The sequence below is a fragment of the Arthrobacter sp. ERGS1:01 genome, from assembly GCF_001281315.1.
Lineage (GTDB): Bacteria > Actinomycetota > Actinomycetes > Actinomycetales > Micrococcaceae > Specibacter.
The window spans coordinates 981,624-1,006,906 of sequence record NZ_CP012479.1 but is presented as its reverse complement, the minus strand read 5'-3'; the positions used below and the strand labels follow the sequence as shown (position 1 = coordinate 1,006,906).

At 67.3% G+C, this 25,283-nt stretch carries 21 protein-coding genes and 1 pseudogene; 6 read left to right on the top strand and 16 right to left on the bottom strand.

All coding sequences use genetic code 11. From position 1 onward, the window contains the following. Positions 1-87 precede the first annotated feature (87 nt). Positions 88-243: a hypothetical protein gene (locus AL755_RS23460; RefSeq protein WP_160318873.1), complete on the bottom strand. Its 156-nt coding sequence runs from the start codon at positions 241-243 to the stop codon at positions 88-90. Between the two features lie 360 nt (positions 244-603). Next, positions 604-1,137, bottom strand: coding sequence for a hypothetical protein (locus tag AL755_RS08380; protein WP_150117071.1), 534 nt, complete (start codon positions 1,135-1,137; stop codon positions 604-606). 263 nt (positions 1,138-1,400) lie between these two features. Here AL755_RS08380 and AL755_RS08375 point away from each other — a divergent pair, with 263 nt between their 5' ends. Then, a complete protein-coding gene (locus tag AL755_RS08375) occupies positions 1,401-2,912 on the top strand; it encodes an arylsulfatase (RefSeq protein ID WP_054010611.1) in 1,512 nt (503 codons plus the stop codon). Here AL755_RS08375 and AL755_RS08370 read toward each other — a convergent pair. Together AL755_RS08370 and glnA are read right to left on the bottom strand one after the other, a co-directional pair. After that, positions 2,909-5,950: a bifunctional [glutamine synthetase] adenylyltransferase/[glutamine synthetase]-adenylyl-L-tyrosine phosphorylase gene (locus tag AL755_RS08370; RefSeq protein ID WP_054010610.1), complete on the bottom strand. Its 3,042-nt coding sequence runs from the start codon at positions 5,948-5,950 to the stop codon at positions 2,909-2,911. The genes AL755_RS08375 and AL755_RS08370 overlap by 4 nt on opposite strands. An 8-nt stretch (positions 5,951-5,958) precedes the next feature. Next, positions 5,959-7,299, bottom strand: a complete 1,341-nt coding sequence (gene glnA, locus AL755_RS08365) for a type I glutamate--ammonia ligase (protein ID WP_054010609.1) — start codon at positions 7,297-7,299, stop codon at positions 5,959-5,961. Between the two features lie 163 nt (positions 7,300-7,462). Between glnA and panB the strand changes: the two genes are divergently transcribed. Both panB and AL755_RS08355 read left to right on the top strand, forming a co-directional pair. Continuing rightward, positions 7,463-8,362, top strand: coding sequence for a 3-methyl-2-oxobutanoate hydroxymethyltransferase (panB, locus tag AL755_RS08360; RefSeq protein WP_054010608.1), 900 nt, complete (start codon positions 7,463-7,465; stop codon positions 8,360-8,362). A 314-nt stretch (positions 8,363-8,676) separates the two neighbouring features. Then, positions 8,677-10,776, top strand: a complete 2,100-nt coding sequence (locus AL755_RS08355) for a hypothetical protein (RefSeq protein WP_054010607.1) — start codon at positions 8,677-8,679, stop codon at positions 10,774-10,776. Positions 10,777-10,831: 55 nt separating this feature from the next. Here AL755_RS08355 and AL755_RS22850 read toward each other — a convergent pair whose 3' ends face one another. Next, positions 10,832-10,996, bottom strand: a complete 165-nt coding sequence (locus AL755_RS22850) for an SPOR domain-containing protein (protein ID WP_107503826.1) — start codon at positions 10,994-10,996, stop codon at positions 10,832-10,834. A gap of 116 nt (positions 10,997-11,112) precedes the next feature. Between AL755_RS22850 and map the strand changes: the two genes are divergently transcribed. The 3 genes from map to AL755_RS08340 are packed head-to-tail and all read left to right on the top strand — an operon-like array spanning position 11,113 to position 13,594. Then, positions 11,113-11,991: a type I methionyl aminopeptidase gene (gene map / locus AL755_RS08350; RefSeq protein ID WP_054010606.1), complete on the top strand. Its 879-nt coding sequence runs from the start codon at positions 11,113-11,115 to the stop codon at positions 11,989-11,991. 47 nt (positions 11,992-12,038) lie between these two features. Beyond that, positions 12,039-12,833 carry a polyphosphate--glucose phosphotransferase gene (gene ppgK, locus AL755_RS08345; protein WP_054010605.1) on the top strand — a complete coding sequence of 265 codons (795 nt, stop codon included), beginning with the start codon at positions 12,039-12,041 and terminating at the stop codon, positions 12,831-12,833. Positions 12,834-12,856: 23 nt separating this feature from the next. Then, a complete protein-coding gene (locus AL755_RS08340) occupies positions 12,857-13,594 on the top strand; it encodes an SDR family oxidoreductase (RefSeq protein ID WP_054012952.1) in 738 nt (245 codons plus the stop codon). A gap of 44 nt (positions 13,595-13,638) precedes the next feature. Here the strand turns inward: AL755_RS08340 and nrdR are convergent, their stop codons facing one another. The 11 genes and pseudogenes from nrdR to AL755_RS08285 all read right to left on the bottom strand — a co-directional run bounded on the left by nrdR (position 13,639) and on the right by AL755_RS08285 (position 25,265). Beyond that, complete coding sequence (nrdR, locus tag AL755_RS08335) at positions 13,639-14,115, bottom strand: transcriptional regulator NrdR (protein ID WP_054010604.1); 477 nt, start codon at positions 14,113-14,115, stop codon at positions 13,639-13,641. Between the two features lie 121 nt (positions 14,116-14,236). Further along, the gene (hisD, locus tag AL755_RS08330) at positions 14,237-15,535 is read right to left on the bottom strand and encodes a histidinol dehydrogenase (protein WP_107503919.1); all 1,299 of its coding nucleotides are present in this window, start codon (positions 15,533-15,535) and stop codon (positions 14,237-14,239) included. Between the two features lie 186 nt (positions 15,536-15,721). After that, entirely contained in the window at positions 15,722-16,315 is a 594-nt protein-coding gene (locus AL755_RS08325; protein WP_054010603.1) for a hypothetical protein, read from the bottom strand. Between the two features lie 35 nt (positions 16,316-16,350). Next, entirely contained in the window at positions 16,351-19,863 is a 3,513-nt protein-coding gene (gene dnaE, locus AL755_RS08320) for a DNA polymerase III subunit alpha (RefSeq protein WP_054010602.1), read from the bottom strand. A gap of 314 nt (positions 19,864-20,177) precedes the next feature. Beyond that, a complete protein-coding gene (locus AL755_RS08315; RefSeq protein WP_054010601.1) occupies positions 20,178-21,101 on the bottom strand; it encodes an RluA family pseudouridine synthase in 924 nt (307 codons plus the stop codon). Next, positions 21,094-21,615: a signal peptidase II gene (lspA, locus tag AL755_RS08310; RefSeq protein ID WP_445290507.1), complete on the bottom strand. Its 522-nt coding sequence runs from the start codon at positions 21,613-21,615 to the stop codon at positions 21,094-21,096. Before lspA ends, AL755_RS08315 begins: the two co-directional genes overlap by 8 nt. A 283-nt stretch (positions 21,616-21,898) precedes the next feature. Further along, a complete protein-coding gene (locus tag AL755_RS08305; RefSeq protein WP_054010600.1) occupies positions 21,899-22,591 on the bottom strand; it encodes a DivIVA domain-containing protein in 693 nt (230 codons plus the stop codon). 145 nt (positions 22,592-22,736) lie between these two features. After that, entirely contained in the window at positions 22,737-23,027 is a 291-nt protein-coding gene (locus AL755_RS08300; RefSeq protein WP_054010599.1) for a YggT family protein, read from the bottom strand. A 154-nt stretch (positions 23,028-23,181) separates the two neighbouring features. Further along, positions 23,182-23,708 (bottom strand): annotated as a pseudogene (locus tag AL755_RS08295) (cell division protein SepF). Positions 23,709-23,784: 76 nt separating this feature from the next. Beyond that, on the bottom strand, positions 23,785-24,534 hold the full coding sequence (locus AL755_RS08290; RefSeq protein ID WP_054010598.1) for a YggS family pyridoxal phosphate enzyme: 750 nt from the start codon (positions 24,532-24,534) through the stop codon (positions 23,785-23,787). Next, entirely contained in the window at positions 24,531-25,265 is a 735-nt protein-coding gene (locus tag AL755_RS08285) for a polyphenol oxidase family protein (RefSeq protein WP_237762636.1), read from the bottom strand. Before AL755_RS08285 ends, AL755_RS08290 begins: the two co-directional genes overlap by 4 nt. Between the last annotated feature and the right edge of the window lie 18 nt (positions 25,266-25,283).

The following is a 25,283-nucleotide window of genomic DNA, read 5'->3' as shown; positions in this document are numbered from 1 at the left end:
TTTTCACGGCACTGTGCGGCGTGGACAGTGCCCCCACACGCAGCGGTCAAAGGTAAATTCTATGCGTATCGCGGGACGGAACGGCGTTTAGTCGGTTTCCGGGCCCCAGCAGTAGGGGCATTCGTCCTCACAGGTGGCGAAGTGGTCCGTCACTTTGACCGGGGTTTGGACGATGGGGCGCGGGCCGGGATCGGTGCGGATCGGGGTAACGACTGGACGGCTGGCGGTGAGTGTGGACGGCATGGCAGGGTCTCCTTTGACTCCTGGACCGAAGCCGCCGCCGGCACGGGCGCGCCGGTGGCGGAATTCGAAAATCTGGCGGGACAAAACTTTTCGCCATTCCCGTCATTGGTGGTGCGGGCCAGGATCCAAGTGGTTCATCGTGCCCTCAGCGGGGTTGCGCGGCACATTCTCAAATATAGTGTGATCCACGCCTCATTGCTTTGGTCATGATCACAATAATCAGTCACCTAAATTGTGGGCCTTGCCAACGACTCCCTCCCGCCAACCACTATCGACGACGCCGCTGATGGGCCGTGCTGACATGAAAAAGGTGGCCGGCCAGGAATCCCGGCCGACCACCTTCACCACATACTGTGGTGGCTAGGCGCTGGTGAGCGTGCCACCCTTGGCTGCGTTGGGCCAGATCCACGGCACCAACTGGGTCGACGTTCCACCCTTGGCGGCGTTCGGCCAGATCCACGGCACCAACTGGGTGCCCTGGTCAGCCTTGACCGCGTTCGGCCAGATCCACGGCACCAACTGGGTGCCCTGGTCAGCCTTGACCGCGTTCGGCCAGATCCACGGCACCAACTGGGTGCCCTGGTCAGCCTTGACCGCGTTCGGCCAGATCCACGGCACCAACTGGGTGCCCTGGTCAGCCTTCACGGCGTTCGGCCAGATCCACGGCACCAACTGGGTGCCCTGGTCAGCCTTCACGGCGTTCGGCCAGATCCACGGACCCTGTGCGGCCGGCGCCGCAACAACCGCCGAATGCGGCCAGATCCACGGGCCCTGCGGGGTCGTTGCCGCCGAAGCGCCACCAACTCCGAAGAACATGGCAAAAATAGCGAAAAGGGCACCGAACGCGGCAGCAATGCCGATCCGAGCGTGCCCCACTGGTTGACGTCTCTTCATGGAAACCCCTCAAGAGTAATTTTCGACCGGCCATTTGGCCCCAAACGACCGCGCGCTAGCGCGGATTGGCAGGCATATATGAGAACTACGCACTTGTCTTCTTTAGTTTCGTCCACCCGGCGCACTAAAGTCCACCCCCTGTGTCACGTAACTTTTGCCGGTTTCACAAAGGGAAAACGCATCCCGCCATCGTGCCGCACTAGGCTGAAGCGATAATGTCCTACAAGTTCCCGCCACGGGGAGTGACTGGAAGGGAACCACACATGGGCCGAGCCAATGTGATCCTGATCTGCGCCGACGAGTGGCGCGGCGACTGCCTCGGCGCGGAGGGGCACCCCCATGTGCAGACCCCGCATCTGGACGAGCTGGCCGGCAAGGGCGCCCGTTTCCGGCACGCCTATTCGGCCACGCCCACCTGCGTGCCGGCCCGGGTCGCCTTGTTTACCGGCCAGTCCCAGGAACGCCACGGGCGGGTCGGCTACCAGGAGGGCGTCCCCTTCGACGTTGCCCACCCCGTGACATTGCAGGGCGAGTTCCGCAAGGCCGGTTACCAGACCCAGGCCATCGGGAAGATGCACGTGTACCCCGAACGCAGCCGGGTGGGCTTTGACGACGTCGTGCTTCACGACGGTTTCCTGCACGCGGCCCGGGCCGAACACAAGCTGAACTTCAAGTACTTTGACGACTATGTGCCGTGGCTGCGCCGGCAACCGGGCGTCAGCCCCGACGAGGAATACTTTGACCACGGCGCCGGCTGCAATTCCACCGTGGCCCGGCCCTGGGACAAGGCCGAGCGCCTGCACCCGACGTCGTGGACGGGTTCGCAGGCCGTGGAATGGCTGTTCCGCCGGGACCCCACCGTCCCGTTCTTCCTCTACCTGTCCTTCCACCGCCCGCACCCGCCCTACGACCCGCCCGCCTGGGCCATGGAGATGTACCTTGACCTGCCGGCCTTCAAGCGCAGGCTCGGCGACTGGGAACACCACTATGAATCCGTGCGGACCAACGGCAACCACCAGCTGGCCTTCGGCACCTTGTCCGAAGCCGTCACGCACCGCGCCCGGGCCGGCTACTACGGGCTGATGACCCATATCGATTTGCAGCTGATGCGGCTTTTTGAGGCGCTGAATGAGTTTGGCCTGGCCCGGGACACGATCGTTGCGTTCACCTCCGATCATGGCGAGATGCTGGGCGACCACGATTTTTATCGCAAGGCCGTCGGTTACGAGGGCTCGGCCCGGGTGCCGTTCATCGTGGCCCCGGCCCCGTCCGACGCCGACGCCGTCAGGGGTGCCGTGGTGGATGAGGTGGTCGAGCTGCGCGACCTCATGCCAACCCTGTTGGAGCTGGCGGGCGTGCCGATTCCGGAAAGCTGCGACGGCCGTTCCCTGGTGCCGTTCCTGCGGCCGACGCCGGCCCCGGCGCCCGCCGAGGCGGCGCCGGCAGTTCCGTGGCGTAAGTGGCTGCACGGCGAGCACGTCTACTTTGGCCAGTCCCTGCAGTGGGTGACCGACGGCCATGTGAAGTATCTGTGGGCTTCGGAATGGGGCACCGAGGAGCTTTTCGACCTCGACGCCGACCCCGGCGAAATGCACAACCTCGCCCCGCTCCCCGAATACGCCGAACTGCTGGCCCTGTGGAAGGGCCGGCTGGTGCGGGACCTCGCGGGCCGCGAGGAGGGCTTCGAGCGCGACGGCGAGCTTGTCACGGGCGCGCCCGTGACGGGCATCCTGGCCCACACCCGAGCCCTGCTGGACGCCCAGGGACTGCCCTAGCCGTAGAACAGCCGTTCAAACACGGCCCGGCAGCGGCGGGTCAGGCCAAGGTAGTCCTCCTCGAAACGGGCCGCGTGGCCGGGCTCGTAGCCGCACCAGCGGGCCACGGCCTCCAGATCGCCGCGTGCGGAGGGCAGGAGGTCGGAGGTTTTCCCGGTCCAGATGACGTTGGCGTTGCGGATCTTCCCGGCCAGCCGCCATGCGGCTTCGAGCAGTTCGGCGTCGTCGGCCTCCACCAGTCCCAGCTCCGTGGCCGCATGCAGGGCCGGGAGGGTCGCGGTGGTGCGCAGTCCCTCGTGGTGGTGGGCGTGTTGCAACTGCCACAGCTGCACAAGCCATTCGACGTCGCTGAGTCCGCCGCGCCCCAACTTCACGTGCCGGGCCGGATCGGCCCCGCGGGGAAGCCGCTCGGACTCCATGCGAGCCTTGAGCAGCTTGATTTCCCGGAGCGCGGCGTCCGGCAGCACGGCCGGGTACCGGATGGGGTCCGCCATGGCCACGAAGTCGGCGGCGAGGTCATCGGAACCGGCCAGCGGCCGGGCGCGCAGCAGGGCCTGCGCCTCCCAGGGCGAGGACCAGCGCGAATAGTATTCCCGGTAGGCCTCGAGGGAGCGCACCAGGGGCCCGCTCTTGCCTTCGGGCCGGAGATCGGCGTCGACGCTGAGCACCCGTTCGGCCTGGATTGCCGGGCGGACGGGCTGGGTCAGCATGGCCGTCAGCTTGGCCACGATGGCCCGCGCCTGCTCCCCCGCAGCCTCCTCCGCGCCGGGCCCGTCCTGGACGGGGCGGTGGACAAAGAGGACGTCGGCGTCGGAGCCGTAGGCGATCTCCCGGCCACCCTGCCGGCCCATGGCCACCACCAGCACGCGGGTCAGCGGCGGCTCCCCGGCATAGACGGCCGATTCCGCCACGAGCAGGGCGCCCAGCACGGCGGCCCGGTCGGCGTCACTGAGTGCGGAGGCGACGTCGTCCTGGCCCAAGAGCCCCGAGCAGTCGGCGATGGCGATGCGCAGGATCTCCCGCTGCCGGATCAACCGGATCAGCCGGATGGCCTCCCCCGGTTCGGGGTGCCGGGACATCTTGGACTGGATCTCGGCCCACTGCGTCTCAAAGGACAGCGGGACCAGCTCCTTATCGTTGCCAAACCAGGCCGTGGCCTCCGGGGAGACCTCCAGCAGGTCGGTGACGAGCCGGGAGCTGGAGAGGACGTGGCAGAGCCTTTCGGCCGCGGCCTGGTGGTCGCGCAGCATGCCCAGGTACCAGTGCGAGGTGCCCAGGGCCTCGGACACCCGGCGGAAGGCGAGCAGCCCGGCGTCGGGGTCGACGCCGTCGGCCAGCCAGTTCAGGAGCACCGGCAGCAGCTGGCGCTGCAGCGCGGCCCGGCGGCTCACCCCGGCCGTGAGCGCCTCGATGTGGCGCTGCGCCCCGGCCGCGTCCCGGTAGCCCAGGGCGGCCAGCCTGGCCCGGGCGGCGTCGGTGGTCAAGGCGGCGTCGGCGGCACTCAGATGCGCGGCCGTGGCAAGGATGGGGCGGTAGAAGATGCGTTCGTGCAGGGAGCTGACCTGCCGCTTGACCTTGGCCCAGTCCGCCAGCAGGGACTCCGCGCTGGGGCGCTTGATGCTCAGCGGCCCGGCCACGGCCCGGGCCAGGGCGCGCAACTGCTCGGGAGCCGTGGGCATGAGGTGGGTGCGGCGCATGTGCACCAGCTGGATCCGGTGTTCCAGGACGCGCAGGTACCTGTACGCCTCGTCAAGGTGTGCGGCGTCCGTGCGGCCAATGTAGCCGGCCTTCATGAGCGCGCCGATGGCGGCGGTGGTGGCCTTCACCCGGATGGATTCGTCATTCTTCCCGTGCACCAGCTGCAGCAGCTGGACGGTGAATTCGACGTCGCGCAGCCCGCCCTTGCCCAACTTGATCTGGCGGCCGGCCTCGGCGTCGGGGATGTTCGCGGTGACCCGCCGGCGCATGCCCTGCACCGAGGCGACAAAGCCCTCCCGTTCCGAGGACGTCCAGATCAGCGGCGAGACGGCCTGTTCAAAGCGCCGGCCCAGCTCACGGTCGCCGCCAAGGGCCCGGGCCTTCAGCAGTGCCTGGAATTCCCAGCTCTGCGCCCACCGCCCGTAGTAGTTCAGGAAGGAATCGAGCGTGCGTACCAGCGGGCCGTCCTTGCCCTCGGGGCGCAGGTTGGCATCCACCTCCCACAAGCCGGGTTCGCGTTCCGGGGCGTAGATGGCCTGGGACACGGCGGACGCCAGCGCATTGCCGATCGCGACGGCATCGGCGTCGTCCGGGCCGCCGTCGGCCGTTTCAATCACGTACATGACGTCGACGTCGGAAATATAGTTCAGCTCCCGGGCCCCGCACTTGCCCATGCCAATGACGGCCAGCCGCACGCCCGCCACCGCGTCGGGGGCGAAGACGGCGGCGACCTCGGCGCGAGCCACGGCCAGGGCCGCGTCGAGGGCGGCCGCGGCCAGGTCCGCCAGTTCCGCCCCCACCAGGGGCATGACGTCCTGCGGGGACGCGGCGCACAGGTCCCGGATGGCCAGGACGGCCAGGTGCCGCCGGTACCGGGTGCGCAGGGCCAGCCGCGCCGCCGTCCCGGTTTCCGCCGCGACGGGCATGGCCGACGCCGGGTCGGCACCGACCGCTGACAGCAGCGAGGCCCGCAGCTCCCCGGCGTCGACCGGCGCCGGCTCGGGCGAGGTGGGGGTGTCCAGCACGTCGACGTGTTCCGGGTGCCGGATCAGGAAGTCGGCCAGCGCCTCGGAAGCGCCCAGGAGCCGGAACAGCGCCTCGTTGGGTTCCTGCCGCCCCGACTCCTTGTCCGTCACCGTGAGTTTGGCGTAGACGGCGGGGGCGGCGCTGAGCAGGCGCACCAGGGACTGGACCGCCAAATCGGGGTTGTTGGCAACGCGCAGGGCGGCCAACAGCTCCGCCTGGTCCAGTTCGGCCAATTCCGCGAAACCAAGGAACCGCTCGGTTTTTTCCAGGTCGGAGAACCCGTTGGTGATCAGGGCTCTGGTGAGGGAACTCATCGCGGCCCTTACAGCACCCCGAGGTAGCGGTTGATCTCGAAGGGGGTGACCTGGAGGCGGTATTCCTGCCATTCCGCGCTCTTGTTGCGCAGGAAGTGCTCAAAGACCTGTTCGCCGAGGATCTCGGGCATCAGCTCGGACTCCTCCATCTGGCGGATGGCGTCGTGCAGGCTGGAGGGCAGCGGGTGGTGGCCCAGGGCGCGGCGCTCGGTGCTGTTCAGGGCGCCGATGTCCTCCACGGCGGCCGGCGGCAGCTCGTAACCTTCCTCGATGCCCTTCAGCCCGGCGCCCAGGAGCACGGCGTAGGCCAGGTAGGGGTTGGCCGCGGAGTCGATGCCGCGGTACTCGAGCCGGGACGCCTGGCCCTTGCCGGGCTTGTACAGCGGCACGCGCATCAGCGCCGAACGGTTGTTATGGCCCCAGGAGACGTAGCTGGGCGCCTCCCCGCCACCCCAGAGCCGCTTGTAGGAGTTCACGAACTGGTTGGTGACGGCGGTGAATTCGGGGGCGTGGCGCAGGATGCCGGCCATGAACTGGCGGGCGGTCTTGGACAGCTGGAATTCCGCACCGGGCTCGTGGAAGGCGTTGGTGTCGCCCTCGAACAAGGAGAAGTGCGTGTGCATGCCCGAGCCCGGGTGGTCGGAGAAGGGCTTGGGCATGAACGTCGCGTAGGTGCCCTGCTGGATGGCCACCTCGCGGATGACGGTGCGGAACGTCATGATGTTGTCGGCCGTTTGCAGGGCATCGGCGTAGCGCAGGTCAATCTCGTTCTGGCCGGGCCCGCCCTCGTGGTGGCTGAATTCCACGGAGATGCCCACGTCCTCGAGCATGGTGACGGCAGTGCGGCGGAAGTCCTGGGCCACACCTCCCGGCACATGGTCGAAGTAGCCGGCCTGGTCCACCGGGATCGGGATGCCGTCCGGCCCGGGCTGGGAGGACTTGAGCAGGTAGAACTCAATTTCCGGGTGGGTGTAGCAGGTGAAGCCCATGTCCGCGGCCTTGGCCAGGGTGCGCTTGAGGACGTTGCGGGGATCCGCGGCGGACGGTTCGCCGTCGGGGGTCAACACATCGCAAAACATGCGCGAAGTTTGTTCGGTCTTCCCGCGCCAGGGCAGGATTTGGAAGGTCGACGGGTCCGGCTGGGCCAGCATGTCCGACTCAAACACCCGGGCCAGGCCCTCGATGGCCGAGCCGTCAAAGCCCAGGCCCTCCTCGAACGCGCCCTCCACCTCGGCCGGCGCCAGGGCCACCGATTTCAGGCTGCCCACCACATCGGTGAACCACAGGCGGACAAACCGCACGTCGCGCTCTTCAATGGTGCGCAACACAAATTCCTGCTGACGGTCCACTTTGGGCCCCTTTTCGTCTACGCTCGTCGCTCGCTACAACACGTGCGCGGGCGCCCGCCACGCGTGGATTTCCTCTCTGCGCCGGGCCCGCAATCCTTACTCTACTAAGGACTTCCGGGCACGATTGACGTTTTCGCGTGCAGACTCGTAATAAGCTCGTACCATGGCTCCAACTAGCTCACCCAACCCTGCCGTGCCCGCCAACCCCGCATCTCCTGCGGTGCCCGCCGAAGTGGCGGCCCCCTACGGTTCCGCGATCCCCGCCACGGCGGCCCGGGTCCGCACCCACCACCTGCAGGCGGCCAAGGCAAACGGCCAAAAGTTCGCCATGTTGACGGCATATGACCAGTACACGGCGCAGATTTTCGACGAGGCCGGCATCGAGGTATTGCTGGTGGGCGATTCCGCCTCCAACAACGTCCTGGGCAACGAGACCTCGCTGCCCATCACGCTCGATGAGATGATCATCTTCTCCCGCGCCGTCACCAAGGGCGCCAAGCGGGCCCTGGTGGTCGCGGACTTGCCGTTTGGCAGCTACGAACAATCCCCCGAACAGGCCATCGCCTCCTCGGTGCGCCTCATGAAGGAGGGGCTGGTGCACGCCGTGAAGATGGAGGGCGGCGCCTACTACGCCCCCACCGTCCGGGCGCTCACCCAGGCCGGCATTCCCGTCATGGCGCACATCGGCTTCACGCCCCAGAGCGAGCACATGCTTGGCGGCTACCGCGTCCAGGGCCGCGGCGAGGCTGCCGCCGGAATGGTCGAGGACGCCGTGGCATTGGTCGACGCCGGCGCGTTCGCCGTACTGATGGAGATGGTGCCCGCCGCCACGGCGATCGCCGTCGAGGAGGCCGTGGGCGTGCCCACGATCGGCATCGGCGCCGGCAACTCCACCACCGGCCAGGTGCTGGTGTGGCAGGACATGGCGGGCCTGCGCACCGGCAAGATGGCCAAGTTCGTCAAGCAGTACGCCGAAATGCGCACCATCCTCTCCGACGCCGCCAAGGCCTACGGCGACGACGTGCGCACGGGCGCCTTCCCCGGCCCCGAGCACACCTTCTAAACCATCCCCTTCCGGAACCTCCCGACGGCGCACCACCGGCCGGTCCGCGCACTGCGGCCCCGCCCGTGGTGTGCCGTCTTTTTTGTTGACACTCCCGGCGGCGGGGTCCACCATTGGCGTTTAACGGCACTGTTGCACGCAACACGGCACCGGTGCCCCGACCCGCCGCGCGGCGGGCCCTGCGCCGAGGGGGCATGGGGATGCGAACGGTCTCGAGGGGATCAGCCGGACCTACACCCTTGCGCGCCCTCCATGCCGCGCCCCGGCCCCCGGCCGTCCCACCCTTCACGCGACAGCAAACAAGGAGGCAGGTCATGAACGGCAACGACGAGGTCCTCACACCCGGGGGCATGCGGCCACGGGAGATGGTCCACAGGGTCGAACCCGGCCAGACGGTCACGGGTTCGGGCGACATCACGCCAAGCAGCGCCGATCCTCCGGAGTCCATGTTCCCGACGGCTCCCGCCGACGCCGGAACGGCCGACGTTGGCGGAACGGCCGGTGGGCCGCCGGCCGGCATGGCACCCCGCGAGGTGCCGGGGGCGCCGGCCGCCGCGGGCGAGCCCATGGCCGAGGGTGCCACGGACGATCTTGTGCTGACCCCGGGAGGCTACCGCAGGAGCTCGCTGGTCCACCAAATTCCGCCGGACCACTATCTTGAGGCCGGTGGCGGATCGCTGAAGGCCCTGCATGCCTCCGGCGCGGAGCTTGCCGACTTTGGCGTCGTCGAGCCCCGCACGGGCGGTCGCCCGCTGATGCCGCACAACGTCGCCGCCCACCCCGGCCTCGTCCCGGCGCTGGGAACCGGCTGGATCGCCTATGCGAGCTGGAGCAACGGCACCGGCAGCCCCACCACCCGCTTCGCCACGACATGGGTGGTTCCGCCCGTGCCGGCAAGCAGGGACAACCAAACGATCTTCCTGTTCAACGGGATCCAAAATTCCACCATGATCTACCAGCCGGTGCTCCAGTGGGGGCTGTCGGCCGCGGGCGGCGGCAACTACTGGTCGGTGGCCAGCTGGTACGCCGACGGCCAGGGCGGGCAGGCCTTCCACACCACGCTCGTGGCCGTGAATCCCGGGGACGTGTTGGTGGGCGTCATGACGTTGACCGGCCGGTCCGGAAACCAATTCAGCTACAACTGCCAATTCCAGGGCATCGCCAACACGTCCCTGCCCATCAGCAACGTCGACGAGCTGACCTGGAACGTGGAAACCCTGGAGGCCTACGGGCTGGCGCAGGCATCGGACTATCCCACCACGAATTTCACGGCGTTTGGCGGCATCGACCTGCAAACCGCCAACGGCCGGCCCGTCCTGGCCTGGGCCCCGGTCGACGCCGTCACCGACTGCGGCCAAAGCGCCCTGGTGGTCAGCAACGCCAACCCCGGCGGCGCCGTGGATATCTACTACCGCCCCCGGTTGACCGCAACGGCGGTCACGGCCGCCGTCAACAGCGACGGCCGTTTGGAGGCGTTCCTGCGCGGCACCGACGGGTCCGTCTGGTCAATGTGGCAGACGGTTCCGCACTCGGGCCCGTGGAGCCCAACCGGCACCCTGGGCGGGGTGGTCAAGACGCCGCTGAGCACGGCACTGAACACCAACGGCCGGCTGGAGATCTTCGGCATCGGCACGGACAACGCCGCGTACCATGACTGGCAGACGGCGCCCCACGCCGGGCCCTGGAGCGGCTGGAGCGGGCTGGGCGGGGTGGTTTCGGAGCTCGATATCGCCGTCAACACCGACGGCCGGCTGGAATTGTTCGGCATCGGCGGCAACAACGCGCTGTACAGCAACTGGCAGACGGCCCCGCATGCGGGGCCGTGGAGCGGCTGGTACAGCCTGGGCGGCTGGATCTCCCAAGTGTTCGTGGCCCGCAACGCCGACGGCCGGCTCGAGGCGTTCGGCATTGGCGCCGACCATGCCCTCTACAGCACGTGGCAGCCTTCCGCGGGCGCCGGGCCGTGGAGCGGCTGGCACAGCCTGGGCGGCTGGGTCTCCAAGGTCGCCGTGGCCTGCAATACCGACGGCCGGCTCGAGGCCTTCGGCATCGGCGCCGACAATGCGCTCTACCACGCCTGGCAGCCCTCGGCCGGGGGCGGACCGTGGAGCGGTTGGAGCAAGCTGGGCGGCTGGATCTCCGATCTGACGGTGGCATGCAACTCCGACGGCCGGATGGAGGTCTTTGGCATCGGCTCGGACGGCGCACTCTATGACATCTGGCAGACCGTGCCGCATGGCGGGCCCTGGAGCGGCTGGAACAGGCTGGGCGGCTGGGTTTCCCAGATTTCCGCGGACCGCAATTCCGACGGCAGGCTGGAGGTCTTTGGCATCGGCTCGGACGGCGCACTCTATGACATCTGGCAGACCGTGCCGCATGGCGGGCCCTGGAGCGGCTGGAACAAGCTCACGTAGGAGTCCGGAAGCAGAGCCCTAAAGACAAAGCTCGACGGCGGCCGGCCCTGGCGGGTCAGTCGTCGTCGTTCGCTTCCCAGGCCTGGTTGCGCTCCTGGACCTTGTCCAGGGCGGTCTGGGCCTCCTCGCGGGTGTCGTAAGGGCCAATGAGCTCCCGCCACCCCGACTGGGCGTCCTCCTCGATCTGGTGGGTATTCACGTTGTACCAAAACTGCGGCATGGTTCCTCCACTTGGCTAGACGGTTCTGCGCCCATCCTAGGCCCGGAAGCGGTCCACCGCGCGGTCCGCGGCCGGCCCGACGCAAAAAGCCGTGGCGAAACTTATAGGATGGTGGTATGTCTTCCATTGCACAAAGCGCCCCGCTCGGCACCCTGGTTCCGGGCACCATCAGCCCGCAACGTCCCGTGCCGGCTTCGATCCCCCGCCCCGAATACGTGGGCAAGACGGGGCCGTCGCCGTTCACCGGCTCCGAGGTCAAGGACGCCGAAACACTCGAGAAGATCCGCATTTCCGCCAAGATCGCCGCGCAGGCCATCGTGGAGGTCGGCAAGCACATCGTTCCCGGCGTCACCACCGACGAACTGGACAGGATCGGCCACGAGTTCCTGCTGGACCACCAGGCGTACCCGTCCACCCTGGGCTACCGCGGCTTCCCCAAGTCCCTGTGCTCCTCCCTGAACGAGGTCATCTGCCACGGCATCCCCGACTCCACCGTCGTGGCGGACGGGGACATCATCAACATCGACATCACCGCGTTCAAGAACGGCGTCCATGGCGACACCAACTGGACGTTCTGCGTGGGCGACGTCGACGAGGAGTCCCGCCTGCTGGTGGAGCGCACCCAGGAGTCCCTCAACCGTGCCATCAAGGCCGTTGCGCCGGGCCGGGAAATCAACGTGGTCGGACGCACCATCGCCTCCTATGCGAAGCGTTTTGGCTACGGCGTGGTCAGGGACTTCACGGGCCACGGCGTGGGCGAGGCGTTCCACACCGGGCTGATTATTCCGCATTATGACGCCGCCCCCGCGTACAACACCGTCATGGAGGAGGGCATGGTGTTTACTATCGAACCTATGCTCACACTGGGCGGAATCGAATGGGACATGTGGGCCGACGACTGGACGGTTGTCACCCGCGACCGGACCCGCACCGCCCAATTCGAGCACACCATGGTTGTCACGGCAACGGGCGCCGAAGTCCTCACCCTGCCCTAGCGGCACCGCACCGCACACCAGCCACACCACTACGTTTGGAGACCTGCATGTCCAAGAAGCACTCGTCCACCGAAAACGTCATCGGCATCGACATTGGCGGAACCGGCATCAAGGGCGGGATCGTGAACTTGAAGACCGGTGAAATGGTGGGCGAGCGTTTCCGGATCGACACGCCGCAGCCGTCCACCCCGCAGGCCGTCGCCAAGGTGGTCAAGCAGATTGTGGACGAGCTCATGGGCCGCGCCCACGCCCCGGCCAAGGACGCCCCCGTGGGCATCACGTTCCCGGCCATCATCTCCCACGGCGTGGCCCGTTCGGCCGCCAACGTGGACAAGTCCTGGATCGACGCCGACGTGGACAAGATCTTCGGCGACGAGCTGGGCCGCGACGTGCAGGTCATGAATGACGCCGACGCCGCGGGCCTCGCCGAGGCCCGCTACGGCGCCGGCGAGGGCGTCAAGGGCACCGTCCTGGTCATCACCCTGGGCACGGGCATCGGCTCGGCCTTCATCTACAACGGCAAGCTGATCCCGAACGCGGAACTCGGCCACCTGGAAATTGACGGTTTCGACGCCGAATCCAAGGCCTCCGCCAGCGCCCGCGAACGCGACGGGCTCGACTGGGACCAGTACGCCGTCCGCCTGCAACGCTACTTCTCCGCCGTGGAGTTCCTGTTCTCCCCGGAACTGTTCATCATTGGCGGCGGCATCTCCAAGCGCAGCGAGGACTACCTGCCGCAGCTGAAGCTGCGGACCCCGATCATCCCGGCCAAGCTGGCCAACAACGCCGGCATTGTGGGCGGCGCCCTGCAGGCCGCCGTGCACTTCAAGATCACCAAGTAACAGTGGGTGTTTCCGGGCGCGGGGTGGCCATTGTAACCGGGGCCAGCCGCGGCATCGGTGCGGCCGTGGCCGCCCAGGCTGCCGCCGCGGGGTATGCGGTGGTGGTGAACTATTCGGCCGACTCCGACGGCGCCCGGGACGTGGTGGCTGCCATCACGAACGACGGCGGCACCGCCCTCGCCGTGCGGGCCGACGTCAGCGATCCGGCCGACGTCGAACGGCTTTTTGACGAGGCGGCCACCCTGGGACAGCTGACGGCCGTGGTCAACAACGCCGGCATCACCGGCAACCTGATCGGGTCCCTGGTCGACGTCCCGGCGCAAACCATCAAGCGCGTGCTTGACGTCAATGTGGCCGGCGTTGCGTACATGTGCCAGGAGGCGCAACGGCGCATGTCCACCGTTTCCGGCGGTCCGGGCGGGAGCATCATCAACATCTCCTCCACCGCCACGAAGGCCGGCTCCCCCGGCACCTGGGTGCATTACGCCGCGTCCAAGGGCGCCGTGGACGTGCTGACGCTGGGCTTTGCCACCGAGGCGGCCGCGCACGGGATCCGGGTCAACGCCGTGGCCCCGGGCAGTACCAATACCTCGCTGCATGCGGCGGCCGGCATGCCGGACAGGGTGGAGCGGCTCAACCCGACCATTCCGCTGGGCCGCGGCGCCGAGCCGTCCGAGGTGGCCGCCGCCGTGCTGTGGCTGCTGGGCCCCGAAGCCTCCTACATCACAGGGGTCGTGCTGCCGGTCGCCGGCGGCCGGTGACGCCGGCGGCATCCGGGCTTCCCCTCCCGGACGCCACCGGAGATTTACGGCCCGTGCGGGGCGGAGGTGCCTGCCGGGTATTCGCGGCGCAGTTCCTTGATGGAATCCTCGAAGTCTTCCAGGGAATTGAACGCCTGGTAGACGCTGGCGAAACGCAGGTAGGCCACCAGGTCTAGGCGTTGCAGCGGCGCCAAAATGGCCAGGCCGACGTCGTTTGCCTCGATTTCGGCGGCTCCGCTGGCCCGGATGGATTCCTCCACTTCCTGGGCCAGTTTTGCCAGGTCGTCGTCCGTGACGGGCCGGCCCTGGCAGGCCTTGCGGACGCCACTGATAACCTTGCTGCGGCTGAACGGTTCCGCGACGCCGGAGCGCTTGCTGACGGACAGGCTGGCCGTTTCGACCGTGCTGAAGCGCCGCCCGCATTCGGTGCACTGGCGGCGCCGGCGAATCGATGAGCCGTCGTCGGACAGGCGCGAATCAACGACGCGCGAGTCGGGATTACGGCAAAACGGGCAGTACATCCAGGTCCCTCCAGGAAAGCGGTTAAGGCCAGTCTATGGCTACATATGGGGAAATTACAATCAGGTAATTACCACATATAGTGGTTGCCGTCCATAGCCGCGCGCCGGCAGCGCCGGTACCTCAGGCAAACCGCACGGCCACGGCATCCCCGTGCGCCGGCAGGCCCTCGGCGCGCGAGAGCGCCACGACGTGGCCCGCCACCTGGGACAGCGCATCCTTGTCGTAGTTGATGAACTGGACGGCGCGCAGGAACGTGGTCACGTTCAGGCCCGAGGAGAACGCGGCCGTGCCACCGGTGGGCAGCACGTGGTTGGAGCCGGCGCAGTAGTCGCCAAGGCTCACGGGGCTGTAATCGCCCACAAAGATGGCGCCGGCATTCGTGATCCGGGAGGCGACCTCGACAGCGTTCTCGGTGACCACCTCGAGGTGTTCGGCGGCGTAGGCGTTGCACACGGCGACGCCCTGGTCGATCCCGTCCACGAGCACGATCCCCGACTGCGGTCCGCTCAACGCCGTTTCCACCCGTTCGCGGTGGGTGGTTGCGGCCACCTGGGCGGCCAGTTCAACCTCGACGGCGGCGGCCAGCTCCTGGGAGGTGGTCACCAGGACTGCGCCGGCGTTGGGATCGTGTTCGGCCTGGCTGATCAGGTCCGCGGCCACGAACACGGGGTTGGCGGTGTGGTCGGCCAGCACGGCGATCTCGGTGGCGCCGGCCTCGGAGTCGATGCCCACCACGCCCTTGACGAGCCGCTTGGCGGTTGCCACGAAGATGTTGCCGGGGCCCGTGACGACGTCGACGGGTTCCAGCACCTCGCCGTCACCGGCGGCCGTGGTACCGGCGGGGACGCCGTAGGCGAAGGCCGCGATGGCCTGGGCGCCGCCCATGGCGTAGACCTCGTCGATGCCGAGCAGCGCCGCGGCGGCGAGGACCGTCAGGTCCGGCAGCCCGCCGAATTCCTTTTGCGGCGGGGACGCCAGGGCCACGGAACCGACGCCGGCTGCCAACGCCGGGACAACGTTCATGATGACCGAGGACGGGTAGGCAGCCAGCCCACCTGGCACGTACAGGCCCACGCGGCGTACGGGAATCCAACGCTGTGAGATGACGGCGCCGTTGGCGATGGGAAGTTCGACGTCGGCCGGGCGCTGGGCCGTGGCGAAGGCCCGTGCCCGGGCAATCGATTCCTCCAGGGCTGCCCGCACCGTGGGGTCGAGCCCTTCCAGGGCCTCGGCCAGCGCCTCGGCCGGCACCCTGGGGTGGTCCTGGGCGACGCCGTCGAACTTCTCCGCCAGCTCACCCAGGGCGGCAAAACCGCGGGTCCGCACGTCGGCGATGATGGCCGTGACGGCGGTCTCGGCCGTGGTCACGGTGGCCGTGGCCGTGCGCGGCACGGCGTGCTTGAGCTCGGTCAGCGTCATGGTGCGGCCGCGAAGATCGGTCCGGCCCAAGGTGAAGCGGGTGGCGCCGCCATGCCCGGGTGCCGGGGTGGTGGCGGGAACGGTGGACGCGGAAGTTTCAAGGTTGCTCACGGGAACAAGTTTACAAGCTGGCGCTGCGGCGCACGGCCGCAGCCGTCACAAATGCGCGGGCAGCAATCCCGGTGCTCAGTCGGCGGAGCGGGACGGCACGAATGCGTAGGAAACGAAGGTGTGCACGAAGACGACGGCGGCTGCGGCAAGCGGCCACAGGAGCAGGATTGATGAGGATCGCAGCGAAAACACGATGCTCGGGTTGGGCATGTTGGCCGGCGGGGTGTGGAACAAATCCCCCGCGAAGACACCTATCCGCCAGGCGATCACCGAACCCAGCAGGCCGCCCACCGTTGCTGCCAGCAGGCGGGTGACGGCGCCGGCCCTCCCGCCGGGACGGTCCGCGGCCCGCACGAGCAGCACGCCCATGGCAAAGCCGGCGAGGACGCTGATCGCGCCCAGCATCAGGTCCCGCGGCAGCCAGACTGCGTAGTCGGTGCCGTTGCCATAGAACGCCCCGCCCGGTGCGGCCAGCCACCACACGACACCCCAGCCGATCCCGGCAAGGGCCGAACCCAGCAGCCACCGCTGCCAGGTGCCGGCCGTCGACAAAGGCGCGTGCACACCGCCGGGCCGCGCATGGCGGCGCGGCACGGGCGCGGCGGCACCCGTGGCCTGACCGGCGTCGAACCCTGGGTAACCGGTGCTTTCGGGCAGCTTTTCACTCATGGCACCACCCTAACCCGTCAACCCGCGCCTTCCGGCTATCCCTCAAGGCAGGTGGGGCCCAGCAGGACCTTCAGGTCGCCAAAGAGTGCCGGCGTGGGGTTGACCCGGTGGTGTAGCGGCAGCTTCATGACCTTGATGCTGCGGGTTCCGCTCAGGTGCATCTTGACCTCGGTGTTGCCCCGGTGGGTGCCCAGCACGTCCTTGAGCGCCAGCAGCACCGGTTCTGTGGCCTTGTGTTCGGGCATGGAGATCACCAGCGGGCCGGCCAGTCCCTCGGTCAGATCCGGCACCGAGAGTTCCATGGCGTTGAGCGTGATGGCGCCGTCGTCGCGCTTTTGCAGCCGTCCCTTGATGACCACGATCAGGTCCTCGGCCAGGATGGTGGCGATGGGGCCGTAGACCTGGCCAAAGAACATGACCTCCACCGAGCCGCCCAGGTCCTCCACCTCGCAGCGCGCATACGGGTTGCCGCTGCTCTTGGCGATGCGCCGCTGGAGGCTGGTGATCATGCCGGAGATCGTGATGATGTGGCCGTCCTGGGGGCCGTCATCCGCCAGCACCTGGGTGATGGACATGTCCGCGTTCTGGCTCAGGATCCCTTCCAGGCCCTGCAACGGGTGGTCGGAGACGTACAGGCCCAGCATGTCGCGCTCGAAGGCGAGCTTGTCCTTCTTTTCCCACTCGGGCAAATCCGGGATGTCGGTGACGAGCGCGGACTCTTGTTCGGCGTCGTCGCCCCCCAGCCCGGCGAAGAGGTCGAACTGACCCACGGCCTCGTTGCGCTTAAGGGTGATGACGGAGTCGATGGCCTCCTCATGGATCATCGCCAGGGCCCGGCGCGGGTGGCCCAGGGAGTCGAACGCACCGGATTTGATGAGGGATTCAATGGTGCGCTTGTTGCAGACCACGGCCGGGACCTTCATGAGGAAGTCGGAGAAGCTTTCAAAGTTCCCCTTTTCCTTCCGGGACTCGACCAGGGCGTTGACCACGTTGGAGCCGACGTTGCGGATGGCGCCCATGCCGAAGCGGATATCCTTGCCGACCGGGGTGAAGTTCAGCGCCGACTCGTTGACGTCGGGGGCGAGCACGGTAATGCCCATGTGGCGGCACTCGTTCAGGTACAGCGCCGACTTGTCCTTGTCGTCACCGACGGACGTCAACAGGGCTGCCATGTACTCGGCCGGGTAGTGCGCCTTCAGGTAGGCGGTCCAATAGCTGACCACGCCGTATGCCGCCGAGTGGGCCTTGTTGAAGGCGTAGTCGGAGAACGGCAGCAGGATTTCCCACAGCGTCTTGACAGCGGCGTCGGAGTAGCCGTTGTCGAGCATGCCCTGGTGGAAGCCGGCGTACTGCTTGTCCAGCTCGGACTTCTTCTTCTTACCCATGGCGCGGCGCAGGATGTCGGCCCGGCCCAGCGAGTAGCCGGCCAGCTTCTGCGCGATCGACATCACCTGCTCCTGGTACACGATCAAACCGTAGGTTCCGCCCAGGATCTCCTCCAGGGGCTCCTCAAGCTCCGGGTGGATGGGGGTGATGGGTTGCAGGCCGTTTTTGCGCAACGCATAGTTCGTGTGGGAGTCCGCACCCATGGGACCGGGCCGATACAGGGCCAGGACGGCCGAGATGTCCTCGAAGTTGTCGGGGCGCATGAGTTTGAGCAGCCCGCGCATGGGGCCGCCGTCGAGCTGGAACACGCCCAGGGTGTCGCCGCGCGCCATGAGTTCATAGGAGCCGGGGTCATCGAGCGCCAGCCCCTCCAGGTCAAGCTCAAAGTCCTGGTTGGCCTTGATGTTCTCCAGCGCGTCCGTGATGATCGTGAGGTTTCGCAACCCCAAAAAGTCCATTTTGATCAGCCCCAGGCCCTCGGCCGTGGGGTAGTCGAACTGGGTGATGACCTGGCCGTCCTGGAATCGGCGCATGATCGGGATGACGTCGATGATCGGGTCGGAGCTCATGATGACGCCGGCGGCGTGCACGCCCCACTGGCGTTTGAGCCCCTCCAGGCCCTTGGCCGTCTCAAAGACCTTGGCGGCTTCCGGATCGGTCAACAGGAGCTGGCGGAAGTCCCCGGCCTCGCCGTAGCGCTTGGACTTGGGGTCCTCGATGTCGTGCAGCGGGATGTCCTTGGCCATGACGGCCGGCGGCAGCGCCTTGGTGAGGGACTCGCCCATGCTGAACGGGTAGCCCAGCACGCGGGAGGAATCCTTGAGCGCCTGCTTGGACTTGATGCTGCCGTAGGTGACGATCATGGCCACACGCTCGTCGCCATACTTTTCGGTCACGTACTTGATGACCTCATGCCGGCGACGATCATCGAAGTCGACGTCGAAGTCGGGCATGGAGACGCGTTCCGGGTTCAGGAAGCGCTCAAAGATCAATCCGTGGTGGATCGGATCCAGGTCGGTGATGCGCATGGCGTAGGCCACCATGGAACCGGCACCCGAACCACGGCCGGGTCCCACCCGGATGCCGTTGTCCTTGGACCAGTTGATGAAGTCGGCCACCACCAGGAAGTAGCCGGGGAAGCCCATCTTGTTGATGACGCCCAGCTCGTAATCGGCGCGCTCACGAACGTTGTCGGGGATGCCGCCCGGGTAGCGGTAACGGAGCCCCGTATCGACCTCCTTGACCAGCCAGGACGTTTCGTCGTCGCCGGGCGGGCAGGGGAACTTGGGCATGTAGTTGGCGTTCTCGTTGAACGAGACCTCGCACCGCTCGGCGATGAGCAGCGTGTTGTCGCAGGCCTCGGGCAGTTCGGAGAACAGGGCGCGCATTTCCGCCGGCGACTTCAGGTAGTAGCCGCTGCCGTTGAACGCGAAGCGGGAGCCGCCGTTGTCATAGGTGGGTTCGAGCAGCGTGGAGCCCGACTGCAGGGCCAGCAGGGCCTCGTGGGCCTTCGCGTCATGTTCGTGCGTGTAGTGGAGGTCGTTCGTGGCGACAAGGGGAATCTGCAGTTCCCGGGCCAGCTTGAGCAGGTCCTTCGTGACGCGGCGCTCAATGTCGAGCCCGTGGTCCATGAGCTCGCAGAAGTAGTTTTCCTTGCCGAAGATGTCCTGGAATTCGGACGCGGCGGCCTTGGCCTCGTTGTATTGGCCCAGCCGGAGCTTGGTCTGCACCTCGCCGGACGGGCACCCGGTGGTGGCGATCAGGCCGGGGTGGTACTCGTTGAGCAGTTCGCGGTCCAGGCGCGGGTACTTGCCGAACACCGAATCCAGGGAGGCCAGGGAGGACGCGCGAAACAGGTTGCGCATGCCCTGGTTGTTGTAGCTGAGCAGCGTCATGTGCGTGTAGGAGCCACCGCCGGAGACATCGTCCTTCCGCTGGCTCTCGTCCGTGCGCCACTTCACGCGGGTTTTGTCGGTGCGGGCCGTGCCCGGGGTGACATAGGCCTCCACGCCGATGATGGGCTTGACGCCGGCGTCGGTGGCCTTCTTCCAAAAGTCGAACGCCCCGAAAAGGTAGCCGTGGTCGGTGGTGGCCAGGGCCGGCATGCCCAGCCGGTTGGTCTCCTCGAACAGCTCCGTCAGGCGCGCGGCACCGTCAAGCATGGAGTATTCGGTGTGCGTGTGAAGATGGACAAAACTGTCAGTCGATGAGCTAGCCACCGCACCATTCTACGGTGGCCGCCTGAGTGCCGACGCCCAAGTTCGGGTGCCCCTCCCCTACCCCGACGCGGTATCACCTTTGGCACCTTCCCGCCCAACGCGGTATCACCTTTGGCGCCAAATGGCGGAACGCCCTCCCACCAGGTGAGAGAGCGTTCCGCTCCATTGCGCCAAAGCTGATACCGGGTCGCGGGAAATCGAACCAAAGGTGATACCGCGTCAGTGGAAATCGAGCCAAAAGTGATACGGCGTTGGGTCTAGTGGTCTCCGCGGAGGTGGCCCAGGGCGTAGTCGAGGTCCTGCGGGTAGGGGCTCGTGACGCTGACCCACTCCCCTGACGACGGGTGGGTGAAGCCGAGCTTGTGGGCGTGCAGCCACTGCCGGGTCAGGCCGAGTTCGGCCGCCAGCTTCGGGTCCGCCCCGTAGGTGAGGTCACCGGCGCACGGGTGCCGCAGCGCGGAGAAGTGGACGCGGATCTGGTGCGTGCGCCCGGTTTCCAGGTGGACCTCCACGAGGGAGGCCTTCCCAAACGCCTCAAGGACCTCGTAATGGGTCACGGAGGGACGGCCGTCCTCGATGACGGCGAACCGCCAGTCGTGTCCGGGGTGCCGGCCGATCGGGGCGTCGATGGTGCCCTCCAGCGGGTCCGGGAGTCCCTGGACCACGGCGTGGTAGATCTTTTCCACGGTGCGTTCCCGGAAGGCCTGCTTCAGCACGGTGTATGCGTGCTCGGTCTTGGCGACCACCATGGCCCCGGAGGTGCCGACGTCGAGCCGGTGCACGATGCCGGCCCGTTCCTGGGCGCCGGAGGTGGAGATGCGGAAGCCCGCCGCGGCAAGGCCGCCCACTACGGTGGGACCCACCCAGCCCGGGGACGGGTGGGCGGCGACGCCGACGGGCTTGTCGATCACGACGAATTCCTCGTCGTCGAGCAGGATCTCGAGCCCTTCCACGGGCTCCACCACGACGGCGAGCCGGTCCGGGCGTTCCGGGATGGTCACCTGGATGCTGGCGCCGGCCCGGAACTTCTCCGATTTGCCGACGGCGGCACCGTCCTGGAGCACATTGCCCTCCGTGCACAGCAGGGCCGCGGCGGAGCGGGAGATGCCCAGCAGGGCGGCCAGGGCGGCGTCGATCCGGAGTCCGGCGGCGTCCTCGGGAACGGTGAATGTCTCAGTCATTGTCGGTCTCCCCCGCGGTTGAGTCGTCGTCGGCCTTGGCGGCAGCTGCCTTGGCAGTCTTCCGCCCGCCCAACGGAATGCCGATCAATGTCAGGATGCACACAGTGATGACCCCACCCACTACGCCCATGTCGGCCATGTTGAAGATCGCAAAGTGCGGGAAGGAGATGAAGTCCACCACGTGGCCCATGCCGAACGACGGCGGCCGGAACAGCCGGTCGGTCAGGTTGCCCAGAGCGCCGCCCAGCAGCAGGCCCAGGCCGATGGCCCACCAGAAGGATCCAATGCGCCGAGACAGCCAGATGATGAAGACGGCGACGGCGGCCATGACGAGGGTGAAGAACCAGGTGAAGTTCTCCCCGATGGAGAAGGCGGCACCGGAGTTGCGGATGTAGTACCACTGCAGGATGCCGGGGATCACCGGCGTCGTCTGTCCCTCGACCATGGTTGAGGTGACCCACAGTTTGGTCAGCTGGTCGCAGACATAGGCCAGCGCGGCAAAGCCAAGCCACATCCACAGATAGGACCGGCTGCGGGGCGCCCGTGCGGTTTGGTCGGTGCCGGGGTCGACGGCGGGTTCGTTCGCGGGGTCCTGCTGGGAGTTCTCGCTCATGGCACTTTCATTTGTCCGGTGGATCTTGCACAGCATCCCAAAGGGACGTTTCAATCATAGGCGTCGCGGCGGCCCCTGCCGTCCCGCACGCGGGGCGGACGGGCGGGTCGGGGCACGGCAACCGGGCGTTAACGTCAAAAGCCGGCGGTGCGGGTTTCCCCACACCACCGGCTTTGCGCTGAGCCTAGGACTCGGAAGAGCCTTCCGAGAAGTCCGGAGCCGCGACGGAGCCGCGAACATCCAGGTCACGCAGCTGGCCTTCGATGTACGTCTTCAGGCGTGAACGGTAGTCACGCTCGAAGCCGCGCAGCTGCTCGACCTTGCGCTCGAGCACCGAACGCTGCTGCTCCAGGGCACCGAGCGTCTTACGGCTCTTCTCCTGGGCGTCGTTGACCAGCGAGCTGGCCTCGATCTGGGCTTCGGCGATGATCTTGTCACGCTGCTCGACGCCGGCGTTGACGTATTCGTCGTGCAGCTTCTGGGCCATGGCGAGCACGCCGGCGGCGGACTCCACACCCGAAACGGCGGCGGCCGGGGCGGCTGCGGCGGCGGGAGCCTCAACAACCGGTGCCTTCTCGACTACCGGGGCAGCCTCGACGACGGGCTTGGCAACTTCGGGTTCGGCCGGTGCAGCCTGCACGGGCTCGACAACCTCGGGAGCCTTGGAAGTCAGCGGGGCGGCGGTTGCAGCGCTGGTCGCGGGGGCTGAGCCGCCGTCGGCCAACTGCTTGCGCAGCTCGTCGTTTTCCTGGTGAAGTCGGCGCAGTTCAACGACGATCTCGTCAAGAAAGTCGTCGACTTCGTCCTGGTCATAGCCTTCACGGAACTTCGTCGGCTGGAACCGCTTGTTGACAACATCTTCTGGCGTAAGCGCCATCTAGTCACCTCATTGGTCTTAGTGAGTCCGGGACAGGCGTTGGCCGCCCGTACTACGGTACCGAATACAAATCATGCGATCTGCACTTGGGTTCTATCGTTTTTTACAATATAACTTTTCCACTGCGAAAACTAACGGCGCGACGTTAGTTGACAAAACTTTGTGTGACACTCATCCCAATACCCACTGCCACCAGCAGCAGCAGGAAGCCGATGTCAAGGGAAACACTGCCGATTCGCAGCGGCGGAATCAGTGCGCGCAGCTTGCGCAGCGGCGGGTCCGTGAGCCGGTAGATGAAGGATGCGCCCACCAGGGCGACGCCGCGCGGGCGCCAGTTGCGGGCGAACACCTGGATCCAGTCAAAGACGAGCCGGGCCATGAGCGTCAGGAAGTAGAGCAACAACAGGAGGTAAAGAAGACCGAAAACAATTGGCACGCGAGTGTACACATTCCCTAGACGGAGGATGAAAAGACTGTCTTGACACATTCAAAATAGCAGCACCGGTTTTCCACCGACACCCCATATAACGCATTGCCCGGACACATAGTGCCCGGGCAATGCGGATAAAGACTGTCAGCGGGTGCTGGGCCTAGCTCTGGTTGAAGAAGCTGGCCTGCGTGTCCGAGAGCTTCTTGTCGTCGCCCAGGACCTCGATGTAGGACGGCGAGAGCAGGAAGACCTTGTTGGTGACCCGTTCGATCGAGCCGCGCAGGCCAAAGACCAGGCCGGCGGAAAAATCGACGAGGCGCTTGGCGTCGGCTTCACCCATGTCGGTGACGTTCATGATGACGGGGATGCCGTCACGGAAGCTTTCACCGATGATCTTGGCGTCGTTGTACGAGCGGGGGTGAACAGTAGTGATTTGACGCAAGCTTGCAGCCTCTTCCCGATTTGATGCGGCACGCTTGATGGGAGTCACAGGTGCACGGTATTCTTCGTCGCCCGCCTTTGGCGCAGCGGGTTCGGCAACGGGTGCCGGAGCCTGGGGGGCCTCGCGCTCATACTCCGCGGGGGTTCCTCATTCTTGGGCACTGACGGAGCGAGCTCAGCGTCATAGTGCTCGTCACCATCGGCGAGCCCAAGATAGATCATTGTCTTGCGCAGAGCGCCAGCCATGGTTAGCTCCTCTATTGGTCTGCTAGCTGCGGGGTGGGTAGTACGAGCCTACATGTTGTTGCCAACACCCAAAACGCTACCCCACGGCGGGACGCGGGCCGAGTATATCGGAACCGACACGCAGGTGTGTCGCACCGGCGTGGATGGCGGCTTCAAGGTCGTGGCTCATGCCGGCGGAGATCGCCGCGGCTTCGGGGTGGTCGGCGACCACCCGGGCGGAAACGCCGGCCAGCAGTTCGAAGGCCGGTTCGGGCGCGGCGCCCAGCGGGGCGACGGCCATGACGCCGGCCAGCCGCAGGCCGGGGGTCGAGGCGATCAGTTCGGCCAGTGCGGGGACTTCCGACGGCGCGGCCCCGCCCCGCGCGGCGGTCGCCCGGGTGCCGCTCCCCTGGGCCGTTGGGGCTTCGGGAGCCGACTCGGACAGGTCCACCTGGATGAAGCATTCCAGGGCGTTCCGGCCGTCGAGGTCCTGCTGGGCGGCGACGGCGCGGCCCAGGGCGCCGACCAGGGACGCCCTGTCGATTGAATGGACGGAGTGCGCGTACTGGGCCACCGAGCGGGCCTTGTTGCTTTGCAGCTGGCCGATGAAGTGCCAGCGCAGGGCGGCGTCGGCCACGTCCGCAGCCTTGGCGGCCGCCTCCTGGTCGCGGTTCTCCCCCACGTCGGCAACCCCCAGGCGGCGCAGTCGCAGCACGTCCTCGGCCGGGTGGAACTTGGTGACCACGATCAGGGTGGGTTCGGCGTTGCCGGCGGCGCGGCGGATCCGGTCCCTGACGGCGGCCAGGTTTTGCTCCAGTTGGATGGATCGGGCGTCGGGGGTGTTCATGGCCGTGGTTCTTTCGCTGTGCTGAGGGGGTTGGGGGCCAGGAGCGCCGCGAATCCGATGAACCGGCCTTCGGCCTCGCCGTCGCGCACGGCGCGGCGGTGGGAGAAGAATTCGGGATGTTCCAGGGTGCAGACGCCCACGTTGCGTGCGTTGACGCCCAGCTGCCCCAGCTGCCATTCGACGGCGGCCGGCAGGTCAAGGGCCGGCGTTCCCCAGGAGGTGGTGGCGAAGGCCGCCGGCGCGACGGCCGCTACGGCGTCGCGCATCGCGGCGGGGACTTCGTAACAGCGTCCACAGACACTGGGCCCGATCCATGCCTGGAGGGACTGTGCGCCGGCAAGCCGGAGCTCGCGGACGGTGGCCTCGACGACGCCTTTTTCGACGCCGGGGCGGCCTGCGTGCGCCACACCCACCATGGGCGTGCCATCGGCATCGACGCCGGCCAGGACCACGGGCACGCAGTCGGCGACCATGACGGCCAGGCTGGCCGACCGCGACACGAGTGCGTCGGCGGTCGGGGCCTCGGCGGCCGGAGTCTCGGCGTTCGGTGCCGCCAGCACGGCGACGTCGTTGCCGTGGACCTGGTTCATATAGTGCAGCGTCGTCGGGGTGCCGCTGCCGCCCAGGGCGCCGATGCCGGCGTCGAGGGCGTCGCGGTTGTGCCGCACGCGGGCGGGGTCGTCGCCCACGTGAAAGGCCAGGTTGCCGGCGTCGGAGTTGGTGAAGCCCACCCACAATCCTGGGCGGAA

What these genes read in the sequence shown, in the direction of transcription:
- AL755_RS23460 (WP_160318873.1), bottom strand. Translation starts at nt 243, where the DNA reads ATGCCGTCCACACTCACCGCCAGCCGTCCAGTCGTTACCCCGATCCGC.
- AL755_RS08380 (WP_150117071.1), bottom strand. Translation starts at nt 1,137, where the DNA reads ATGAAGAGACGTCAACCAGTGGGGCACGCTCGGATCGGCATTGCTGCC.
- AL755_RS08375 (WP_054010611.1), top strand. Translation starts at nt 1,401, where the DNA reads ATGGGCCGAGCCAATGTGATCCTGATCTGCGCCGACGAGTGGCGCGGC.
- AL755_RS08370 (WP_054010610.1), bottom strand. Translation starts at nt 5,950, where the DNA reads ATGAGTTCCCTCACCAGAGCCCTGATCACCAACGGGTTCTCCGACCTG.
- panB (WP_054010608.1), top strand. Translation starts at nt 7,463, where the DNA reads ATGGCTCCAACTAGCTCACCCAACCCTGCCGTGCCCGCCAACCCCGCA.
- AL755_RS08355 (WP_054010607.1), top strand. Translation starts at nt 8,677, where the DNA reads ATGAACGGCAACGACGAGGTCCTCACACCCGGGGGCATGCGGCCACGG.
- AL755_RS22850 (WP_107503826.1), bottom strand. Translation starts at nt 10,996, where the DNA reads ATGCCGCAGTTTTGGTACAACGTGAATACCCACCAGATCGAGGAGGAC.
- map (WP_054010606.1), top strand. Translation starts at nt 11,113, where the DNA reads ATGTCTTCCATTGCACAAAGCGCCCCGCTCGGCACCCTGGTTCCGGGC.
- ppgK (WP_054010605.1), top strand. Translation starts at nt 12,039, where the DNA reads ATGTCCAAGAAGCACTCGTCCACCGAAAACGTCATCGGCATCGACATT.
- nrdR (WP_054010604.1), bottom strand. Translation starts at nt 14,115, where the DNA reads ATGTACTGCCCGTTTTGCCGTAATCCCGACTCGCGCGTCGTTGATTCG.
- hisD (WP_107503919.1), bottom strand. Translation starts at nt 15,535, where the DNA reads ATGACGCTGACCGAGCTCAAGCACGCCGTGCCGCGCACGGCCACGGCC.
- AL755_RS08325 (WP_054010603.1), bottom strand. Translation starts at nt 16,315, where the DNA reads ATGAGTGAAAAGCTGCCCGAAAGCACCGGTTACCCAGGGTTCGACGCC.
- dnaE (WP_054010602.1), bottom strand. Translation starts at nt 19,863, where the DNA reads ATGCTTGACGGTGCCGCGCGCCTGACGGAGCTGTTCGAGGAGACCAAC.
- AL755_RS08315 (WP_054010601.1), bottom strand. Translation starts at nt 21,101, where the DNA reads ATGACTGAGACATTCACCGTTCCCGAGGACGCCGCCGGACTCCGGATC.
- lspA (WP_445290507.1), bottom strand. Translation starts at nt 21,615, where the DNA reads ATGTGGCTTGGCTTTGCCGCGCTGGCCTATGTCTGCGACCAGCTGACC.
- AL755_RS08305 (WP_054010600.1), bottom strand. Translation starts at nt 22,591, where the DNA reads ATGGCGCTTACGCCAGAAGATGTTGTCAACAAGCGGTTCCAGCCGACG.
- AL755_RS08290 (WP_054010598.1), bottom strand. Translation starts at nt 24,534, where the DNA reads ATGAACACCCCCGACGCCCGATCCATCCAACTGGAGCAAAACCTGGCC.